This window comes from Paenibacillus sedimenti (assembly GCF_014534655.1).
GTDB lineage: Bacteria > Bacillota > Bacilli > Paenibacillales > NBRC-103111 > Paenibacillus_E > Paenibacillus_E sedimenti.
Genome location: NZ_JACVVD010000003.1, coordinates 33,204 through 51,979, shown reverse-complemented (window position 1 = coordinate 51,979; position 18,776 = coordinate 33,204). Strand labels below are relative to the sequence as shown.

Genomic DNA, 18,776 nt, shown 5'->3' with positions numbered 1-18,776 from the left:
TAAACGATTTTACCGTAGAGAAGGGGGAGAGACGCTTACATGATAACGAACAAACAAGCGTTCAAACAAATCAAAGCCAATTACGAACTTTATTTGCTCATCGTACCGACGGTGTTATATTTCGTGATTTTTAAATATTGGCCGATGTACGGGGTACAGATTGCATTTAAGGATTTCATCGCATCCAAAGGCTTTTGGGGAAGCCCCTGGGTGGGCATGGAACATTTTCAGCGGTTCTTCGATTCCTTCAACTTTTGGACCGTCATCAAGAACACGCTCGGGCTTAGCCTTTATTCTTTAGCTGTTTCGTTCCCGATTCCGATTCTCATCGCGCTTATGCTCAATCAACTGGCCAGAGAACGATACAAACGGTTTATCCAGACAGTCATATACGCGCCTTATTTTATTTCTACGGTCGTCCTCGTCGGCATGCTGTATGTGTTTCTGTCGCCAGGAAGCGGTCTCATCAATCACATCATTCAAATGTTCGGCGGCGAACCGGTTTACTTTTTGTCCAAGGCAGAATGGTTCAAAAGTCTTTACGTTTTTTCCGGCGTCTGGCAGGAAACGGGATTTGCATCCGTCATTTACCTGGCAGCTCTGGCGGGTATCGACCCTCATCTGCATGAGGCGGCAGTCGTGGACGGCGCATCGAAATGGCATCGCATCTGGCATATCGATATTCCAGGCATTCAGCCTACCATTCTTATACTGTTCATTTTGGCGGTCGGGAACCTGATGAATGTCGGTTTTGAGAAAGCCTTCCTGATGCAAAACGATTTAAACGCCAGCTCATCGGAAATAATCGCCACCTATGTGTACAAAATCGGTCTGCAGCGCGCGGAATACAGCTTTTCGGCAGCTGTCGGCTTGTTCAACTCTTTGATCAATTTCGTGCTGCTTCTCAGCGTTAATCGCATCGCCAAAAAAATCAACGGCAGCGGCCTATTTTAACCGGAAAGGAGTCGTAAACCAAGATGATTACTACAAAAAGCACGGCAGATAAGTGGTTTGACGCTTTGAATGTGATCATGTTGAGCGGGTTCGCCCTACTGATATTGTATCCGCTTTATTTTGTCGTCATTGCTTCGGTCAGCGAGCCCGATCAGATTTATTCAGGCAGCGTATGGTTGTGGCCAAAAGGCTTCACGCTCGAGGGGTACAGCCGGATTTTATCCGATCCCCAGATCTGGTCCGGCTACGGGAACTCGATCCTGTACGCGGCGGCAAGCGCGCTCATTAGCGTGGCCTTAACCGTCGGAGCGGCATACCCGCTATCCCGCAAAGATTTTTACGGCCGCAACGTCTTCATGCTGTTCTTCGTCTTCACGATGTTCTTCTCGGGCGGTTTAATTCCGACTTATTTGCTGATCAAAAAGCTGGGCATGGTCGACACCGTTTGGTCCGTTATCCTGCCGTCCGCCGTCGATGCTTTCGGGATCATCATCGCACGCACGTTCTTTCAATCGACGATACCGGATGAGCTGCGCGAGGCTGCATTCATCGACGGCTGCAGAAACACCCGGTTTCTCTGGAGCGTCGTCATTCCCTTATCGAAGCCGATTATGGCGGTTCTTGTGCTGTTCGCCGTCGTCCGGCAGTGGAACGGGTTCTTCGATGCACTGATTTATTTGGAAAATGAAAAGCTGTACCCGCTTCAATTAGTGCTCCGGAATATTCTCATCCAAAGCCAGCCGATCGGCGATATGGTATCGGATATCGATTCCTTGGTGGCCAAACAAAGAGTCTCCGAGCTGATCAAGTATGGCGTCATCCTGATTGCGGCTGGGCCTTTGCTAATCTTGTACCCTTTTTTACAGCGTTATTTCGTAAAGGGCGTGCTGATCGGTTCGGTAAAAGGTTAAGTGCTCATCCGTGTAGACCGTATGAAAGGTGGTGGTCGGCTTTCTGAAAGCGTGAGCTCCAAACCGTGTGTAAGTGAAAAAGAACTTGCAGTGGGCTACATACAAAAAGGGAGGGTATCGAATATGAAAAAAACATTCGCGACAGTTGCAGCAGTCACAATGAGCTTAAGCCTGGTCTTGGTCGCATGCAGCGACAAAACGCCTGAGGTCAAAGAATCAGCTGCGCCGCAAAGCGGGGAGAAGGCAGCGGCAAGCTTCAATGAAACCGGTTACCCGATCGTCAAGGAAAAGGTCACACTTAAAATGGTATCGCCTAAAGCGCCGCTCGCGCCGAATTATGGCGAGATGGAAATTTTCAAACGGCTTGAAGCCCAGACGAATGTGCATATTGATTGGGATAACGTCCCGGAGGCGAATTACAACGATAAAAAGAATATTTTGCTCGCCAGTTCCAATCTCCCGGATGTATTCTACGGCGCGCGTTTTACGGACAATGATCTGGTTAAATACAGCAAAGACGGTACGATTATTCCACTCAACGATCTGATCGATAAGTATATGCCGAATGTGAAAAAGCTGTTCGAAAAACGGCCCGAGCTGAAAGCCTTTGTGACGGCTCCTGATGGCAAGATTTACTCGCTGCCGGTTGCGGAAGAGCTTGGCAAGGGGCAGGCGGGAATCGGCTCGAATCCGGATTTTCTTTTCTTGAATCAAGCATGGCTGGATAAGCTGAATCTCAAAATGCCTACGACAATCGATGAGCTTCATAACGTGCTGACCGCATTCAAAACGAAAGATCCGAACGGCAACGGCAAGCCGGATGAAGTGCCCATGTCGTTCATGAATACGTTTTGGACGGGAGATATCGGTTATTTGTTCGGAGCCTTTGGCGTTCCTGACAAGACATACCAACCGAACGATAACTCGTTTATCGAGCACTTGAATGTCAAAGACGGCAAGGTGAGTTACTCCGCTATCGACCCGAAATACAAGGAAGCCGTCTCTTATTTTCATAAATGGGTGGAAGAAGGACTGATCGATAAGGATTCGTTTACGTTCAACAACAATACGGCGCCCTACTTTGCGAAAGGGAAAACGAAGGATGTCACTCTCGGGTCGTATCTGTGGTGGGAAGAGACGGAGATCGTGGGCCCGGATCGTGCCAAAGATTATGTACTTGTACCGCCGTTCAAAGACATGGTCGTTAAATACAACAACGGTTCCCCATGGAGCAGGGGTGGTCCGGTCATTACCAAAGTCAACAAAAACCCTGAAATTACCGCGAGATGGCTGGATTTGCAATATGAGCCGAAAATGGCAGCACAACTTCATTGGGGACCGATTGGCATCGTCTTTGATGAGAAGGACGGAAAGCTCGTTCAGAAGCCGCTCGAAGCCGGTGTAGCTGCAGGAGAATTCCGGCAAAAAGTTGCGCCGAATTTGACGGGCGTCATTTTGGCCGAGGACTTCCAGAACCTGGTCGCTCCAGAACCACGTGCTTTGGAACGTATGAATCGCATTAAAGATACCTTTGTTCCTCAAATGGAAAAAGAGAACTATCCGGCCATCTTCTTCACACCTGAAGAACTCGATAAAATCGGCAAAATCAAGCCGGATATTGCGAAGCTGACGAATGAAAAGCGCTCCAAATGGTTGATGGAGGGCGGCGTGGACAAAGAATGGGACGCCTACTTATCGACATTAAAGAAAATGGGCTTGGAAGATTTGCTGGGCATTTATCAAGCCGCTTTGGACCGCTATAATAAATCGGCCAAGTAAGCGTAATAGCAGGAGGAAATGCGGATGGAACCAATCGCCTACTGGGCTTTTGATGAAGGGCAGGGCAGTATCGCGCATGATCAGGCATCGGGAAGAAATGATCAGATTGAATTTGCCTTGCTGAGAGGCCGTTATCAGCCGCAGCGGGAGCCGATTTGGCGTCAAGGCATCAACGGCAATGCACTGCTGTTCGACGGCTATTCAACTTGGTTGAAGAGATCCGCCGATCTAACCCCCAAGCTATTCGATGGATTGACGATCACTGCTTGGGTAGCGCCGCGCAGCTATGATTTCGGCGATGAGCAGCGGCTTGCCGCGATCGTCAATCAGCATGACCGGGAGCGCTGCGAAGGCTATGTAATCGGCATGTCGAGACACGGCAGCTGGTCGATTCAGCTCGCGCTTGGTGAACAATGGGTCGAAGTGTGGTGTTATGACCACCCGCTGCCTAAGTTTACCTGGTCTTTCGTAGCTGCAACGTATGATGCGGCGACGGGACAGATAAAGTTGTTCCTGAATGGCAATATAGTTACGATGTATCAGCATTCGCAGCAGATGATTGAGATTACACCAAGTTCTGAAGATCTGCTCATTGGTAAAAATAACAAAGGCGTTATTCTGGCTGAAGCGTTTACGATGAATATGTTTGACGGGTTGATGGATGAGCTTCGCATGTATGATGCGGAGATTTCCGGGGAGGGGATTGCCGAATTGTATCGGCAAGCTTTGGAAGGCCATGGGGGCGACATTCCTGATATTCCGGATGAGCATTTGTCGATACCCCGGTCCTATTTTACCCGTGACCGGCATCGGCCGCAATTTCATCTGACCTCGCCGGGGCATTGGATGAATGAGCCGCATGCGCCGATTTATTTTAACGGCCAGTATCATTTGTTCTATCAATTCAACCCTAACGGCCCGTTCTGGCATTATATTCATTGGGGCCACTGGGTTAGTGAAGATCTGGTGCATTGGCGGGATTTGCCGGCAGCGTTATCACCGGAACCGGCACTGGATCCGGACGGCATTTGGTCAGGCAGCGCCGCTTATGATGAGCAAGGCCATCCGTCTTTATTTTATACGGCGGGTAATTTCGCTTTGTCTCCGAATCAATCGGTCGGATTGGCTCGTACCGCTTATCCGCAAGATCGGGATCGGGATTTGAAGAGATGGATAAAGCATCCTAACCCGATTGTCGTTCAGGAGCCGGGCATCGGTTTATTCGGCGAATTCCGCGATCCTTACGTGTGGAAGGAAGATGACCACTGGATCATGCTGGTTGGAACCGGGATCGAGGGTCAAGGCGGCACCGCCATGGTGTATACATCCATCAATATGATCGATTGGACGTGCAAAGGTCCTCTTTTCATCAGCGATTATGAGCAGTATCCGTATCTTGGCATCATGTGGGAGCTGCCGGTGCTGCTTCCGTTGCAACGTAACGGTCAAGATTCAGGCAAACATATTTTGCTCATCAGTCCTTGGGGGCCTGAAGCCAAAGTCGAGGTAAACTATTGGTTAGGAAATTGGGACAGAGCCAGCTTCCGGTTCATGCCGGATCATGACGAGCCTGGGCTCATCGATGTGGGCGACTTTCATTTTACAGGACCTAGCGGCATGATTGACCCTGTCACGGGCCGGTCGCTGCTCTTTACAATCGCGCAGGGGGAACGAACGCCCGAAATCGATTATGATTGCGGATGGTCGCATAGCGCCGGCATGCCGGTCAGCTTGACTTTGCGTGAGGATGGACGGTTAGGCATTGAGCCGATCGAAGAAATTCGGCTGCTTCACGGTATGAAGCTGCTTGATCTGGCGGATGTTACGCTTGGTGAAGCAAATGATCGCCTGCAGGACATTCAAGGAGACGCTTTGGACATACAGATCACTCTAGGATCAGGTTCGGTTCGATTTTTCGGCCTTGTAGTTAGGCGAACGCCGGATGGTGAGGAAGAGACCGTAATTTACTATGATCGCGACCGTGAGCAATTCGGGGTCAATCGGGAGAAAGCAACGCTGGACCCGTATGAGCGCACACGTGGCATTCAAGAAGGGAAATTTGAACTTCATGGAGAAGCGCTGCAGCTGCGTGTCTTCGTTGACAGGTCTTTGATCGAAGCTTATGCGAATGGCTTGAAGAGCTTAACGACACGTACGTATCCATCCAGACTGGATGCTCTAGGTTTGCAGCTGCGAGCGGATGACGACATACGCATTGCATCATTAGAAATATGGGAAATGAAGCCGGCATTCATAGATTCAAAATAGAGAGATTTAACTTAATAAGACGAAGGTGGAGAGAACGAATGTATGATGTAGTGGCATTAGGTGAAGTTTTGATAGACTTCACGCCAGCTGGACAATCTGAGCTTGGGTACACATTATTCGAGCGTAATCCGGGCGGAGCGCCGGCCAATGTGCTGGCGGCTTTAGCCAAATGGGGAAAGCAGACGGGTTTTATTAGCAAAGTTGGATTAGATCCGCATGGGCAGTACTTAATCCAAACGTTGAATGAATGCGGTATTGATACTCGAGGCGTCGTGTCGAGTAATGAGGTGAATACGACATTGGCGTTCGTCCATTTGGATCCGCATGGTGACCGTTCTTTCAGTTTCTATCGAAAACCTGGCGCAGACACCCAGCTCCAAAAAGAGGAAGTGCGGCTGGATATGATCGGGCAGTCGAAGATTTTCCATTTTGGTTCACTATCGTTGACCGATGAACCGGCTGCATCCGCGACGAGGAGGGCGCTCCTTTATGCCAAGGAGCAAGGCTGTACGATATCGTTTGATCCGAATTTAAGAATACCGCTTTGGGACGACTTGGATCATGCGAGGAAAATGATCGAGTATGGTTTGGCGCGAGCGGATATCGTGAAATTATCGGAGGAAGAGCTTACGTTCCTGACCGGAGTCACGGATTTGGAAGAGGGTTCTCGCATGATTGGCGAGAAATTCGGCACATCTCTCATTTTAGTCACATTAGGTGAAAAAGGAGCTTTCTATCGGCTCGGTGGTAAAACTGGGAGCGTTGGAGGCTATCCCGTTCTGGCGATCGATACGACGGGTGCGGGGGATGCATTTTTCGGGGGATTCTTATATGGTTGGATGGACAGAAAGATAGGATTTGAAACTTTGAATGAAGAGGATCTTCGGACCATGATCCGATTCGCCAATGCAGCAGGTGCGTTGGCGACGACCCGAAGAGGCGCGATCCCGGCAATGCCCACGCTTGAAGAGATACGGAAGGTGACGAAGGATCATGACAACAGCTAACTACCAGGAACGGTTTCGCCCGCAACTTCATTTCACGCCTGCCAAGCAGTGGATGAATGATCCGAACGGAATGGTCTTTTATGAAGGGGAATACCATCTTTGCTATCAATACCACCCTGAAAGTACGGTTTGGGGCCCCATGCATTGGGGGCATGCAGTCAGTCGGGACCTTATTCATTGGGAGCACCTGCCTATTGCGCTGGAGCCGGATCAACACGGCACGATTTTCTCGGGCAGCATCGTGGCGGATGAGTGCGATACGAGCGGTTTTTTTGGCGGAGGATCCGGTCTTGTAGCGATTTTTACCCATCATGATACGATGCCGGGTACCGAGATTGCCAGACAAAGACAAAGTCTTGCATACAGCGTGGATCGCGGAAGGACCTGGCTCAAATATGCAAATAACCCCGTTCTTGCTGAAGAACATTTGACCGATTTCCGCGACCCTAAGGTATTCTGGTATGAGGATGGACACAATTGGGTGATGGTCATCGCTGCCGGCGATCACATTCGCTTTTATACATCCCCCAATTTGAAGGAGTGGGAGTATAGCGGTGAATTTGGTGCAGATCAAGGCTCGCATACAGGGGTCTGGGAGTGTCCTGATTTGTTCCCGCTTCCTGTCGATGGTATGGCGAGTACACAAAAATGGGTGCTGATCGTCAGTATTGGCGACGATGCCAAATATGCGGAAGGATCAAGGACACAGTATTTCATCGGCCATTTTGATGGATACACCTTTGTTGCTGGTGAGACCCCGGCTCCTATTCGGTGGCTCGACCATGGGCGGGATAACTATGCCGGAGTGACCTGGTCGGATGTGCCGGAGCACGATGGAAGGCGTCTTTTTATCGGCTGGATGAGCAACTGGAAATACGCGTTGGTGACGCCGACATCCCAATGGCGAAGCGCGATGACGCTGCCAAGAGAGCTTTCGCTGGGGATGGATGCAGGGGAGATTTATCTGAGGCAGATTCCTGTTAAGGAACTTTGTGTTCAGAGAGGGAGGTCTAAGTGTTTTGCCTCGCTTGTCGTGAGTTCTGGGCAGGAGCAAGATCTTGGTGAAGGGGATCTGCTTGAAATCATTGCTGAATTTGAAGTCGGGGACGCATTGGAGTTCGGCCTGAAAGTGAGAACCTCCGATAAGGAAGAAACGATTATCGGCTATGACTCTAGCCAGCACAGACTGTTCATTGACCGGACGAAATCCGGAATGACCGATTTCCATGACGAGTTCGCTTGTAAGCATAGTGCTTTACTATCTCCGATACATGGTATGATCAAACTGCATATTTTTGTCGATTGGTCATCTATCGAGGTGTTTGCAAACGATGGTCGACTTGTCATGACGGATCTTATTTTTCCGGAACCTTCAAGCAGAGGATTGAAGCTGTTTGCGAAGGAAGGATCCGTAAAAGTAAAATCAGTGGCCGTCTATGAGCTAGACTCCATCTATGCAGGTCAGCCTTCGACGGTAAGTCATTCGTAGAATGATGAAGGTACCGTTAACGTGCATCGGGATGTCGAGGGGGCGAGCAGGGCTGCCTGAAAGAGCCATTGAGGGCGTTACAGCATAGCGAGTCCCGCAGATAAAACATAAGACCTGCATCCTATGGATATAGATTCCCTTTCGGGTGCAAAAAATGAAATGACCACAGAAATGATTAAACGAAAAAGACAGCGAATATCGCTGTCTTTTTTGTCTGGCTTCCTTTACTAATGGAACTATTTTCAGGGGATTAGTTGTTAATCCAACGCATGTTGAACCAACGGATTCATTATTCTGCATATCAGTACAATATGTCAATTCTCCACTTAATTACTCAATTTTATAGTATAAAGCTATGTGATGAATATTCGTTGAGCAATGTTTTTCACCACTTTCAACTGATCCTTTTCCCATCTCTAAAGATGAAAAACATCGTTAGAGGATACGATTTCACCGGCTCTCACGTCTGCAATGATGAGAAACATCTTTACAGACCCTCAAAGCACCCTAAAGCACCCTCGACTCACCCTAAAGCACCCTAGACTCACCCTTTTCCCGTCTCTAAAGATGAAGGCTTTGTTATTCTTTATTGTTGATTTCTAACCATAAGAAAAACCACTCAAACAATTAGCGATCAATTCGAAACTATAGTTCCCCCATATATATACTCGAAAAATCACACAGATTTATCCTTCAAACGGTAATTTACATAGTTATACACGAAAAATCATACACAAAAGCTCTAATTGAAGCGAAAAGCCCGATTTTATATGAAATTTCATACAGAATCGTTGTTTCAATCAACAACAAAGTTTAACAGAGCCAAAATGAAAAACATCGTTAGAGAATACGATTCCAACCGCTCTCACGTCTGCAATGATGAAAAACATCTTTACAGGCCCTCAAAGCGCCTTCAATTCACCCTTGTACCACGTGGGACGATTTATGCCGGATAGTGTGACCTTTTTTCCGTTAATTCCCTTACTAGAACCAAATTGAAGTTATAAGCATGCGCATGCTGTGTATATATAAATTGAGCTCATTATCACTTGTAACCGTTCTCCAATTCCCACAGATCGGTATTAGGTTACGGAATAGTCTTCGCTGCAACTATTGGATAGGCAAGCATGTTGAAGGAGGCTATCGCATGGACTTTACCTTATCGGATGAACAGGAAATGATTCGCCGGATGGTGCGGGAATTTGCCAAAAATGAGGTGTTGCCGACCGCAGCCGAGCGGGACGAGGAGGAGAGGTTCGATCGCGTCTTGTTCGACAAGATGGGGGAGCTCGGCTTGACCGGGATCCCGTGGCCAGAACAATACGGCGGACTCGGTGCCGATTATGTCACGTATGTGATGGTCTTGGAGGAACTGTCACGGGTGTGTGCTTCCACCGGGGTTATGCTTTCCGTACACACTTCGCTGGTCGGCTGGTCCCTGTATACGTATGGTACGGAACATCAGAAACAAACTTACTTGCGCCCGATTGCCGAAGGGAAAAAACTCGGTGCCTACAGCTTGACCGAAAGCGGTTCAGGCTCAGACGCCGGAGCGATGAGAACGATGGCACGACGAGATGGAGACAGCTATGTGCTCCATGGTTCCAAAATTTTTGTGACGAATGCGGGAGAAGCGGAAATTTATGTTGTTTTTGCATTAACAGACCCGCAGCTAAAGCAACGGGGATGCAGCGCTTTTATCGTAGAGAAGGGAACACCGGGCTTTTCATTCGGCAAAAAAGAAAGAAAGATGGGTATCCGTTCGTCGCCGACGATGGAAATTGTTTTTGACAATTGCCGCGTCCCTGCGGAAAACCTTCTGGGCAAAGAAGGAGAAGGGTTCACCATCGCCATGCGGAGTCTTGACGGAGGCCGAAACGGCATAGCCGCACAAGCGCTGGGCATTGCGCAAGCCGCGCTGGACGCCTCGATCGCCTATGCGAAAGAGCGCAAACAGTTCGGTAAGCCCATCGCTCAGCAGCAGGCAATTGCTTTTAAGATCGCAGATATGGCTACCAAAATTGAAGCGGCCAGACTTCTGACCTATCAGGCCGCATGGAGAGAAAGCCGCAATTTACCCTATGGCAAGGAATCCGCCTATGCCAAACTTTTCGCAAGTGATACGGCTGTGCAGGTGACGGTAGAAGCCGTGCAAATTTTTGGCGGTTACGGCTATACCAAGGATTTCCCGGTAGAACGTTATTTACGCGATGCAAAGGTAACGCAAATTTATGAAGGGACGAACGAAATCCAGCGCCTGGTTATTTCCAAAATGCTTCTAGCCGATTCATGAAGGGAGAGGAATAAGATGAGCGAAACGATACGCCCCGGGCTGGAGAACGTGATTGCCAGTGAGACCGACATTTCGTATCTGGACGTGGAAAATGAAGAGATTGTCTTACGTGGCTACGACTTAATTGAACTAGCCCATCATGTAACGTATCTGGATATCGTGGGGCTGCTGCTTGATGGTGCGCTGCCTACTTCAGAGCAGCGTCATTTATTGGAACAAAAACTGAAATCAGAATACACATTCCCTCAGCAAGTGCTTTCTATTCTTCAACTTCTTTCCGAGCAGTCAAATATGATGGATGTATTACGAACGGGCATTTCGGCGATAGCGAGCTTCGATTCTGAGCTGGATGATCGTTCCAGAGAAGCCAACTCGCGCAAAGCGATCCGGCTGCTCTCCAAGGTGCCGCAAATTGTGGCGAACGGCTACAGAGCGATGATGGAGCAACCTTTTATCGAACCGCGCGAGGAGCTTTCGTATACGGCCAATTTCTTGTATATGATCACTGGGAAAGTGCCTGACAAGCTGGAAGAGGCGATTTTTGACCAATCTCTGATCGTGTACAGTGAGCACGAAATGCCGAACTCAACCTTTGCGGCACGCGTCATCGCTTCGACGCAATCCGATATATATGGAGCGCTGACCGGAGCTGTCGCCTCACTTAAAGGAACACTACATGGCGGCGCGAATGAGGCGGTCATGTTGATGCTTTTGGAAGCAGGCTCGGAAGCCAACCTTGAATCCCTGATGTTGAAGAAATTAGCTCAAAAGGAACGCATCATGGGCTTCGGGCACCGGGTTTACATGAAAAAGGCCGATCCGCGCGCCATTCTCATGAAAGAAGCGCTCTGGAAGCTTACCAAAGCCAAGAATCAGCCTGAGCTTTACCAGATGTGCGTCGTCGGGGAAGAAGTAATGAAGCGCGAAAAAAATCTGTATCCGAACCTGGATTATTACGCAGCTCCGGTATATCATTTGCTGGGTATTCCCATCGAATTATTTACACCTGTATTCCTCGCTGCGCGTACCATCGGGATAAGCGCGCATGTCATTGAGCAGCATGATAACAATCGACTGTTCAGACCACGCGTTCATTACACGGGACCGCGGAATCTGCATCCTCCTGGGTTGAATGAGTCGCAGGAATCGAAGGGAAGAAGTCTATGAGCAGCAGCAGGAGCGGATTTTCACAAACTCCGGCAATGAAATTCGATCAGCTCATTCTAGATATCGCGGACTATACGCTAAATTACGAAATTGAAAGCGAAGAGGCTTATCGCATTGCCCAGCATGTGCTCATCGACTCCATTGGAACAGGACTCCTTGCATTGCGGTTCCCGGAATGCACCAAACATTTGGGCCCGATCGTTCCAGGCGCAGTTTTGCCCGGAGGAGCCCGTGTGCCCGGAACGCAATTTGAACTCGATCCTGTTCAAGCTGCATTTAATATCGGATGTATGATTCGCTGGCTGGATTATAACGACACGTGGCTCGCTGCCGAATGGGGGCATCCATCCGATAATCTGGGAAGTATTCTGGCCACCGCCGATTATATAAGCCGCAGACGGGTTTCGGAAGGGAAGGATCCGCTATCCATGAAAGATGTGCTGACGATGACGATCAAAGCACATGAGATACAGGGCGTACTTGCTCTGGAGAACAGTTTAAACCGCGTGGGACTGGATCATGTTCATTTCGTGAAGATTGCTTCGACAGCTATCGTCACGGCGATGTTAGGCGGAAGCCAAGAGGAGCTGCATAATGCGCTGTCCAATGCTTGGATAGACGGTGCCAGTTTAAGAACCTACCGCCACGCCCCTAATACGGGTTCGCGCAAATCATGGGCTGCTGGAGATGCAACGAGTCGCGCAGTTCGATTGGCGCTAATGGCTGTCGGTGGTGAGATGGGTTATGCATCAGCATTATCTGCGAAAAACTGGGGATTTCAGGATGTTTTACTCAAAGGGAGAGAGCTGACATTAGGGCGTCCTTTCGGTTCATATGTGATGGAAAACATATTGTTTAAAATCTCATTTCCTGCTGAGTTTCACGCTCAGACTGCGGTTGAATGCGCTTTAGAGCTATATCCTGAAGTGAAAAACAGGCTTGATGAAATTCGTGAAATCAAACTCACCACCCATCAATCCGCCATTCGGATCATCGATAAAAAAGGCCCTCTGCATAACCCGGCAGATCGGGATCATTGCCTGCAGTACATGGTAGCGATCGGGTTGATCTTTGGAACGTTAATAGCCGAACACTATGAAGACGAAGTAGCAATGGATCCTAGAATTGACGCGCTTAGGGAGAAAATGGTCGTCGTAGAGGATGAACAGTTCAGCCAAGACTATCTGGATCCGGAGAAACGATCTATTGCAAACAGCATTCAAATTTATTTCAAGGATGGAACGAAGACGGACAAAGCGGTTCGCGAATATCCGGTTGGACACCGCAGACGCCGTGATGAAGGTTTGCCTAAAGTGGTACAGAAGTATGAAGCCAACTTGTTAACCCGGTTCCCACGGAACAAGGCATCTGAAATTCTTAAACTCTCAATGGATTACGAGCGACTCACTCGAACGCCTGTCCATGAGTTCATGTCTCATCTCGTCATTTGACCGATGGTTATTTCAAATCAGACTGGAGCTGGAGGTTCTCATGAGCTGGTTAATTGAAGAGGAGCCGGACCAAAAGCAACTGGCGAACGAATTCAGGAAGCTAATAGAGACAGGTCCCATAGTCCAAATACCCGGCACCCACGATGGCATGGCGGCAAGAATTGCCAAGCAGTGCGATTTTAAAGCCATTTATCTATCCGGAGCTGCGTATACTGCTAGTAGAGGATGGCCTGATCTGGGCTTGATATATTCGAATGAGGTGGCGGAACGCGCACGTGAGCTGATTCGCGCATCAGGCCTCCCGCTGCTGGTCGATATCGATACCGGTTTCGGCGGCATTCTGAACGTAGCCCGGACGGTAAAGGAAATGGTGGAAGCCAAAGTTGCAGCCGTCCAGATCGAAGATCAGGAATTGCCGAAAAAATGCGGACATTTGAACGGCAAAAAGCTTATTTCACCACAGGATATGGTGCAAAAAATTCGCACAATTAAAGAAATCTGTCCTACTCTATTTATTCTGGCCCGAACGGATGCCAAGAGCGTCGAAGGCATCGACGCAGCTATCGAGCGTGCCAAGCATTATGCAGCCGCAGGAGCGGATGGTATTTTTCCGGAAGCTCTCGAAAGCGAAGAAGAATTTCAGCGTTTTAGCCGGGAAATCCGCGTCCCGCTGCTTGCCAACATGACAGAATTCGGGAGGACGCCCTACTACACGGCAGAGCAATTCGAGAGTTGGGGCTACCGGATGGTGCTCTATCCGGTAACATCGCTGCGTGTTGCTGCCAAGGCGTATGAACAAGTGTTCAACGAGATTCGTCACTCCGGAACACAGATGGGGATGCTCAGTCAAATGCAAACGCGGAAAGAGTTGTACGATACTATCCGGTATTACGATTACGAAGCGTTGGATGGAAGAATAGCTAAAACCATTTTACCTGAACCAGACTAAGAGGCCACCTAGATCATCAAATTCCGTATGCAGTCCTTGTGATGGTATAGCCATTGCAAATCAGTCCCAAATGTCGAGAAAAGGCCTCGCTGATGCAGTCGTGTCAGTAGGGGCTTTTACTGTCTGCATACATGTTAACCGGTGGTTGATTAACTGCCAGACTGAGAGCGAAAGGGAAGAGTCATGATGGGATCGGATACCAGGTATCGTTCGACGCATAAAGTGAGATTTGTTACCGCTTCCGCTTTATTTGACGGCCACGATGTATCCATCAATATGATGCGGCGTATGCTTCAGGCGAGCGGTGCCGAGGTCATTCATCTCGGGCACAACCGATCCGTGGATGAAGTTGTTAGGGCTGCGATTCAAGAAGATGTTCAGGGTATTGCTATCTCCTCCTATCAAGGCGGGCATATGGAATATTTCACATTCATGCTTGATGCCTTGAGGGAGAACGGGGCTTCGCATATTCGGGTTTACGGCGGTGGCGGTGGCGTCATTCTGCCGTCAGAGATCAAAAAGCTGCATGAATACGGCGTAGCCCGCATCTTTACTCCTGACGATGGCAGGGAATTAGGCCTGCAAGGCATGATCAATGTCATGATGCGGGAGTGCGATTACAGCACGGTGTCTGATGCTAATCTCGATCCCCATGCTTGTTTGCGTCAAGATCAGCGGAGTATTGCGCAGTTTATTACGGCTGCTGAAAATAGGAGCGAGGGCAGGCTGCCTGACTCCGACCAGACGTTCGATGCCTTACAACATATTCAAGCCATGGCCTCAAGCTGTCCGGTCGTCGGGGTAACGGGAACAGGCGGAGCCGGCAAAAGTTCTCTGACCGATGAATTGGTCCGACGGTTCCTTCGGCAATTTCCCGACAAATCTATCGCCATCCTATCCGTCGATCCTACGAAGAGGCGGACCGGCGGCGCACTGCTCGGGGATCGCATACGGATGAACGCCGTTCATTCCGACAGGGTGTATATGCGAAGTCTCGCCACTCGCGGATCAGGTCATGAGCTATCTAACGCCATTCGGGATGTGATTCAGGTTGTTAAGGCTGCCGGCTTTGATCTGATCATGGTGGAAACAAGCGGGATAGGGCAAGGGGATCACCAAATTACCGCAATTTCCGACGTCTTTCTGTATGTGATGACCAGTGAGTTCGGTGCACCTTCTCAACTGGAGAAAATTGATATGCTCGACGACGCTGATCTGATCGCGATCAATAAATTTGACCGGAAAGGCTCGCTGGATGCGCTTCGCGACGTGAAGAAACAATACCAAAGAAATCACGGTTTGTTTGACCAAGATTATGAAACGATGCCCGTATACGGAACGATGGCCAGTCAGTTTAACGATGCAGGTGTTCATGCGTTGTTCCATGCACTGATCGATACGATGAACCGCAAATGCTCGCTGCAGTGGCCAACGCCAAGCTTTTCATCTGATCGAAAAGCCGCTTCGAAGCACGCGATTATCCCGAATGACCGTATTCGCTATTTGGGAGAAATTGCTCAAACGGTCCGTGACTATCGGGCTTTCGTAACCCGTGAAGCCGAACTGGCAAGCAGCAGCTACCGGATCGACGGAGCGATAAAGGTCTTGCAGCAGCACGCTGGATCTGAAGAAAGTCTAATAGCTATGAGCAAACTGAAGGAAACCATTGAGAACAATATGCACAAGAAAACGAAAGAACTGTTATCCAGATGGCCGGAGATACAGCGTCAATATACCGGAGACACCCACACCTCTAGGGTCCGTGACAAAGACATTGTGACAGAGCTTACAACGCAAAGCTTATCAGGGCTGAGCATTCCCAAGGTGAGCCTGCCCAAATTCCGCGATTGGGGTGACCTGCTTCGCTGGATATGCCACGAAAATGTCCCTGGAGAGTTCCCCTATACGGCAGGCGTCTTCCCGTTCAAACGTACGGCAGAAGATCCCAAACGGCAGTTCGCCGGTGAGGGAACGCCGGAGAGAACCAACCTGCGGTTTCACTATTTATCACAAAACGATCCGGCTAAACGTCTGAGCACTGCCTTCGATTCCGTCACTTTATATGGAGAGAATCCGGATTATCGACTGGACATCTATGGGAAAATCGGGGAAAGCGGCGTCAGCATTTGTACGCTGAACGATATGAAGAAGCTGTATGCCGGCTTCGATCTATGCCACCCGATGACGTCCGTCTCGATGACCATCAACGGTCCAGCACCCGTCATACTTGCGATGTATATGAATACGGCAATTGACATGCAGCTGGAGAAATTTCGTCATGCGCAAGGAAGATCACCAACATCTGAGGAGGCGGCGAGTGTCCGCAGAGAAACACTGCGATCGGTGAGAGGGACAGTTCAAGCCGATATTTTGAAAGAAGATCAGGGCCAAAATACCTGCATCTTCTCCACGGAATTTGCGCTGCGGATGATGGGCGATATCCAGCAGTATTTTATCGATCATGAGGTTCGTAATTATTACTCGGTCTCCATCTCTGGCTATCATATCGCGGAGGCAGGAGCAAACCCGATATCCCAGTTGGCTTTCACGCTGTCTAACGGTTTTACCTACGTCGAATATTATTTGTCCCGAGGCATGGCGATCGATGATTTTGCTCCGAACCTATCTTTCTTTTTCAGCAATGGGCTTGACCCGGAATATACGGTGATCGGGCGCGTGGCGCGGAGAATTTGGGCCATCGTCATGAAGAACAAATATAAGGCCAATGAGCGAAGCCAAAAGCTGAAATATCATATCCAAACGTCAGGGCGTTCCCTGCATGCGCAGGAAATCGATTTTAACGATATTCGCACTACGCTTCAGGCGCTCATGGCGATTCTGGACAACTGCAACTCGCTCCACACGAATTCTTATGATGAGGCGATAACGACGCCTACGGAGGAATCGGTTCGCCGGGCGATGGCGATTCAGTTGATCATCACGAAAGAGCTTGGCTTTGTCAAAAACGAGAACATGCTGCAGGGTTCGTTCATCATTGAGGAACTGACCGATCTCGTAGAGGAAGCGGTATTACTGGAGCTGGAACGCATAAGTGAGAGAGGCGGCGTGCTCGGAGCCATGGAATCCCAGTACCAAAGAGGTAAAATCCAGGATGAATCGATGCTGTATGAAATGAAAAAGCATAACGGCGAACTGCCCGTCATCGGGGTGAATACTTTCCGTCGTCCGGATCCGCCTACAGGCGATGATTTGGATATTCCTTTGGCTCGGGCAACTCCTCAAGAAAAAGAGCAGCAAATTAAGAACCTAGTGGAGTTCCACACGAAAAATCAGGCTGAAGCGCCTCCCGCTTTAGCCAAACTTCAGCTGGCAGCCTTGGAGGGGGGCAACATATTTGCCGAGCTGATGGAAACGGTCAAAGTAGCAAGTCTAGGGCAGATCACGCATGCCCTCTATGAGGTTGGCGGTCAATATCGCCGGAACATGTAGCTTGTCAATCCATGCAATGAACCGGCAGAGGAGGGATTCCATGTCCTTTCAGCAAGTCCCCAAGCATCGGCAGCTTGGTCTTTCGAATGATCAATTGCTGAACATGTATACTTGCATGCTGACGGCGAGGAAATTCGACGAACGCGTTACGCTGCTTCAACGCTCAGGCCGGACTTCTTTTCACATCTCCAGCATCGGTCAAGAGGCGGCGCAGGTAGGTGCAGCGTTTGCGCTTGAAAAACAGCATGATTTTTTTCTTCCGTATTACCGGGATTATGCATTCGTTCTCTCGGTCGGGATGACCGTGCAGGAGCTGATGCTTGCCGCGTTTTTTAAAGCGGATGATATTAACGGCGGCAGACAAATGCCCGGGCATTTTGGCTATAAGAAGCATCACATCGTCTCGGGATCGAGTCCGGTGGCTACCCAGGTTCTGCACGCCGTCGGGATTGGACTGACGTCTTTGATGAAAAAAGAAGAACGCGTCGCTTTTGTCACCTTCGGCGAAGGATCCAGCAACCAGGGCGATGTGCATGAAGGGTTCAATTTCGCCGGTGTTTTCAAGCTGCCGGTTATCTTCATGTGTGAGAATAACCAGTATGCGATTTCCATCCCGGCTCATCGGCAAGTGGCAGGACGGGTTGTCGATCGTGCAGCCGGATACGGTTTTACTGGCGTCCGCGTGGATGGCAACGACGCTCTGGAGGTTTACCGTGCAGTGAAAGAGGCCAGAGAACGCGCGATTCGGGGCGCCGGTCCGACTTTGATCGAAGCGATGATGTACCGCATTCCTCCTCATTCCACCGCTGATGACGACATGCTGTACCGGACGAAAGAAGAGGTGGAATACCATAAGGAGCAGGACGGCATCGAAAGCTTTCGCCGATATTTGTTCGATTGCGGCATCTTGAACGAAGAAATGGATCGCACCGTGCATGAAACCATTATGCATGAAGTGAATGAAGCGACGAAATATGCGGATAGAGCCCCTTATCCAGCCCCGGAAGATGCATTGAGATACGTATATGCAGATGAAGATGAAGGGGGTGATGATTAAG

12 protein-coding genes are annotated in these 18,776 nt (G+C 49.4%); all 12 read left to right on the top strand.

Annotation, left to right across the window (positions count from 1 at the left end):
- Positions 1 to 39 precede the first annotated feature (39 nt).
- Positions 40 to 954, top strand: a complete 915-nt coding sequence (locus ICC18_RS08845) for an ABC transporter permease (protein ID WP_188174043.1) — start codon at positions 40 to 42, stop codon at positions 952 to 954.
- A 23-nt stretch (positions 955 to 977) separates the two neighbouring features.
- Complete coding sequence (locus ICC18_RS08840) at positions 978 to 1,865, top strand: carbohydrate ABC transporter permease (protein ID WP_188174042.1); 888 nt, start codon at positions 978 to 980, stop codon at positions 1,863 to 1,865.
- Between the two features lie 123 nt (positions 1,866 to 1,988).
- Positions 1,989 to 3,644: a type 2 periplasmic-binding domain-containing protein gene (locus tag ICC18_RS08835; protein WP_188174041.1), complete on the top strand. Its 1,656-nt coding sequence runs from the start codon at positions 1,989 to 1,991 to the stop codon at positions 3,642 to 3,644.
- A 24-nt stretch (positions 3,645 to 3,668) separates the two neighbouring features.
- Complete coding sequence (locus ICC18_RS08830) at positions 3,669 to 5,912, top strand: GH32 C-terminal domain-containing protein (protein ID WP_223192453.1); 2,244 nt, start codon at positions 3,669 to 3,671, stop codon at positions 5,910 to 5,912.
- 38 nt (positions 5,913 to 5,950) lie between these two features.
- Positions 5,951 to 6,919, top strand: a complete 969-nt coding sequence (locus ICC18_RS08825; RefSeq protein WP_188174039.1) for a carbohydrate kinase family protein — start codon at positions 5,951 to 5,953, stop codon at positions 6,917 to 6,919.
- Positions 6,906 to 8,408 (top strand): glycoside hydrolase family 32 protein, encoded by a 1,503-nt coding sequence (locus ICC18_RS08820; RefSeq protein WP_188174038.1) that lies wholly within the window; start codon positions 6,906 to 6,908, stop codon positions 8,406 to 8,408. The genes ICC18_RS08825 and ICC18_RS08820 overlap by 14 nt, the downstream gene beginning before the upstream one ends.
- Before the next feature lie 1,147 nt (positions 8,409 to 9,555).
- Positions 9,556 to 10,701, top strand: coding sequence for an acyl-CoA dehydrogenase (locus ICC18_RS08815; protein ID WP_188174037.1), 1,146 nt, complete (start codon positions 9,556 to 9,558; stop codon positions 10,699 to 10,701).
- Positions 10,702 to 10,716: 15 nt separating this feature from the next.
- The gene (gene mmgD / locus ICC18_RS08810; RefSeq protein ID WP_188174036.1) at positions 10,717 to 11,868 is read left to right on the top strand and encodes a citrate synthase; all 1,152 of its coding nucleotides are present in this window, start codon (positions 10,717 to 10,719) and stop codon (positions 11,866 to 11,868) included.
- Positions 11,865 to 13,319 carry a bifunctional 2-methylcitrate dehydratase/aconitate hydratase gene (locus tag ICC18_RS08805; RefSeq protein WP_223192452.1) on the top strand — a complete coding sequence of 485 codons (1,455 nt, stop codon included), beginning with the start codon at positions 11,865 to 11,867 and terminating at the stop codon, positions 13,317 to 13,319. The genes mmgD and ICC18_RS08805 overlap by 4 nt, the downstream gene beginning before the upstream one ends.
- Before the next feature lie 40 nt (positions 13,320 to 13,359).
- The gene (prpB, locus tag ICC18_RS08800; RefSeq protein ID WP_188174035.1) at positions 13,360 to 14,268 is read left to right on the top strand and encodes a methylisocitrate lyase; all 909 of its coding nucleotides are present in this window, start codon (positions 13,360 to 13,362) and stop codon (positions 14,266 to 14,268) included.
- Between the two features lie 186 nt (positions 14,269 to 14,454).
- Positions 14,455 to 17,718 carry a fused isobutyryl-CoA mutase/GTPase IcmF gene (gene icmF / locus ICC18_RS08795; RefSeq protein ID WP_188174724.1) on the top strand — a complete coding sequence of 1,088 codons (3,264 nt, stop codon included), beginning with the start codon at positions 14,455 to 14,457 and terminating at the stop codon, positions 17,716 to 17,718.
- A gap of 40 nt (positions 17,719 to 17,758) precedes the next feature.
- On the top strand, positions 17,759 to 18,775 hold the full coding sequence (locus ICC18_RS08790; RefSeq protein ID WP_188174034.1) for a thiamine pyrophosphate-dependent dehydrogenase E1 component subunit alpha: 1,017 nt from the start codon (positions 17,759 to 17,761) through the stop codon (positions 18,773 to 18,775).
- Position 18,776: the final 1 nt, after the last annotated feature.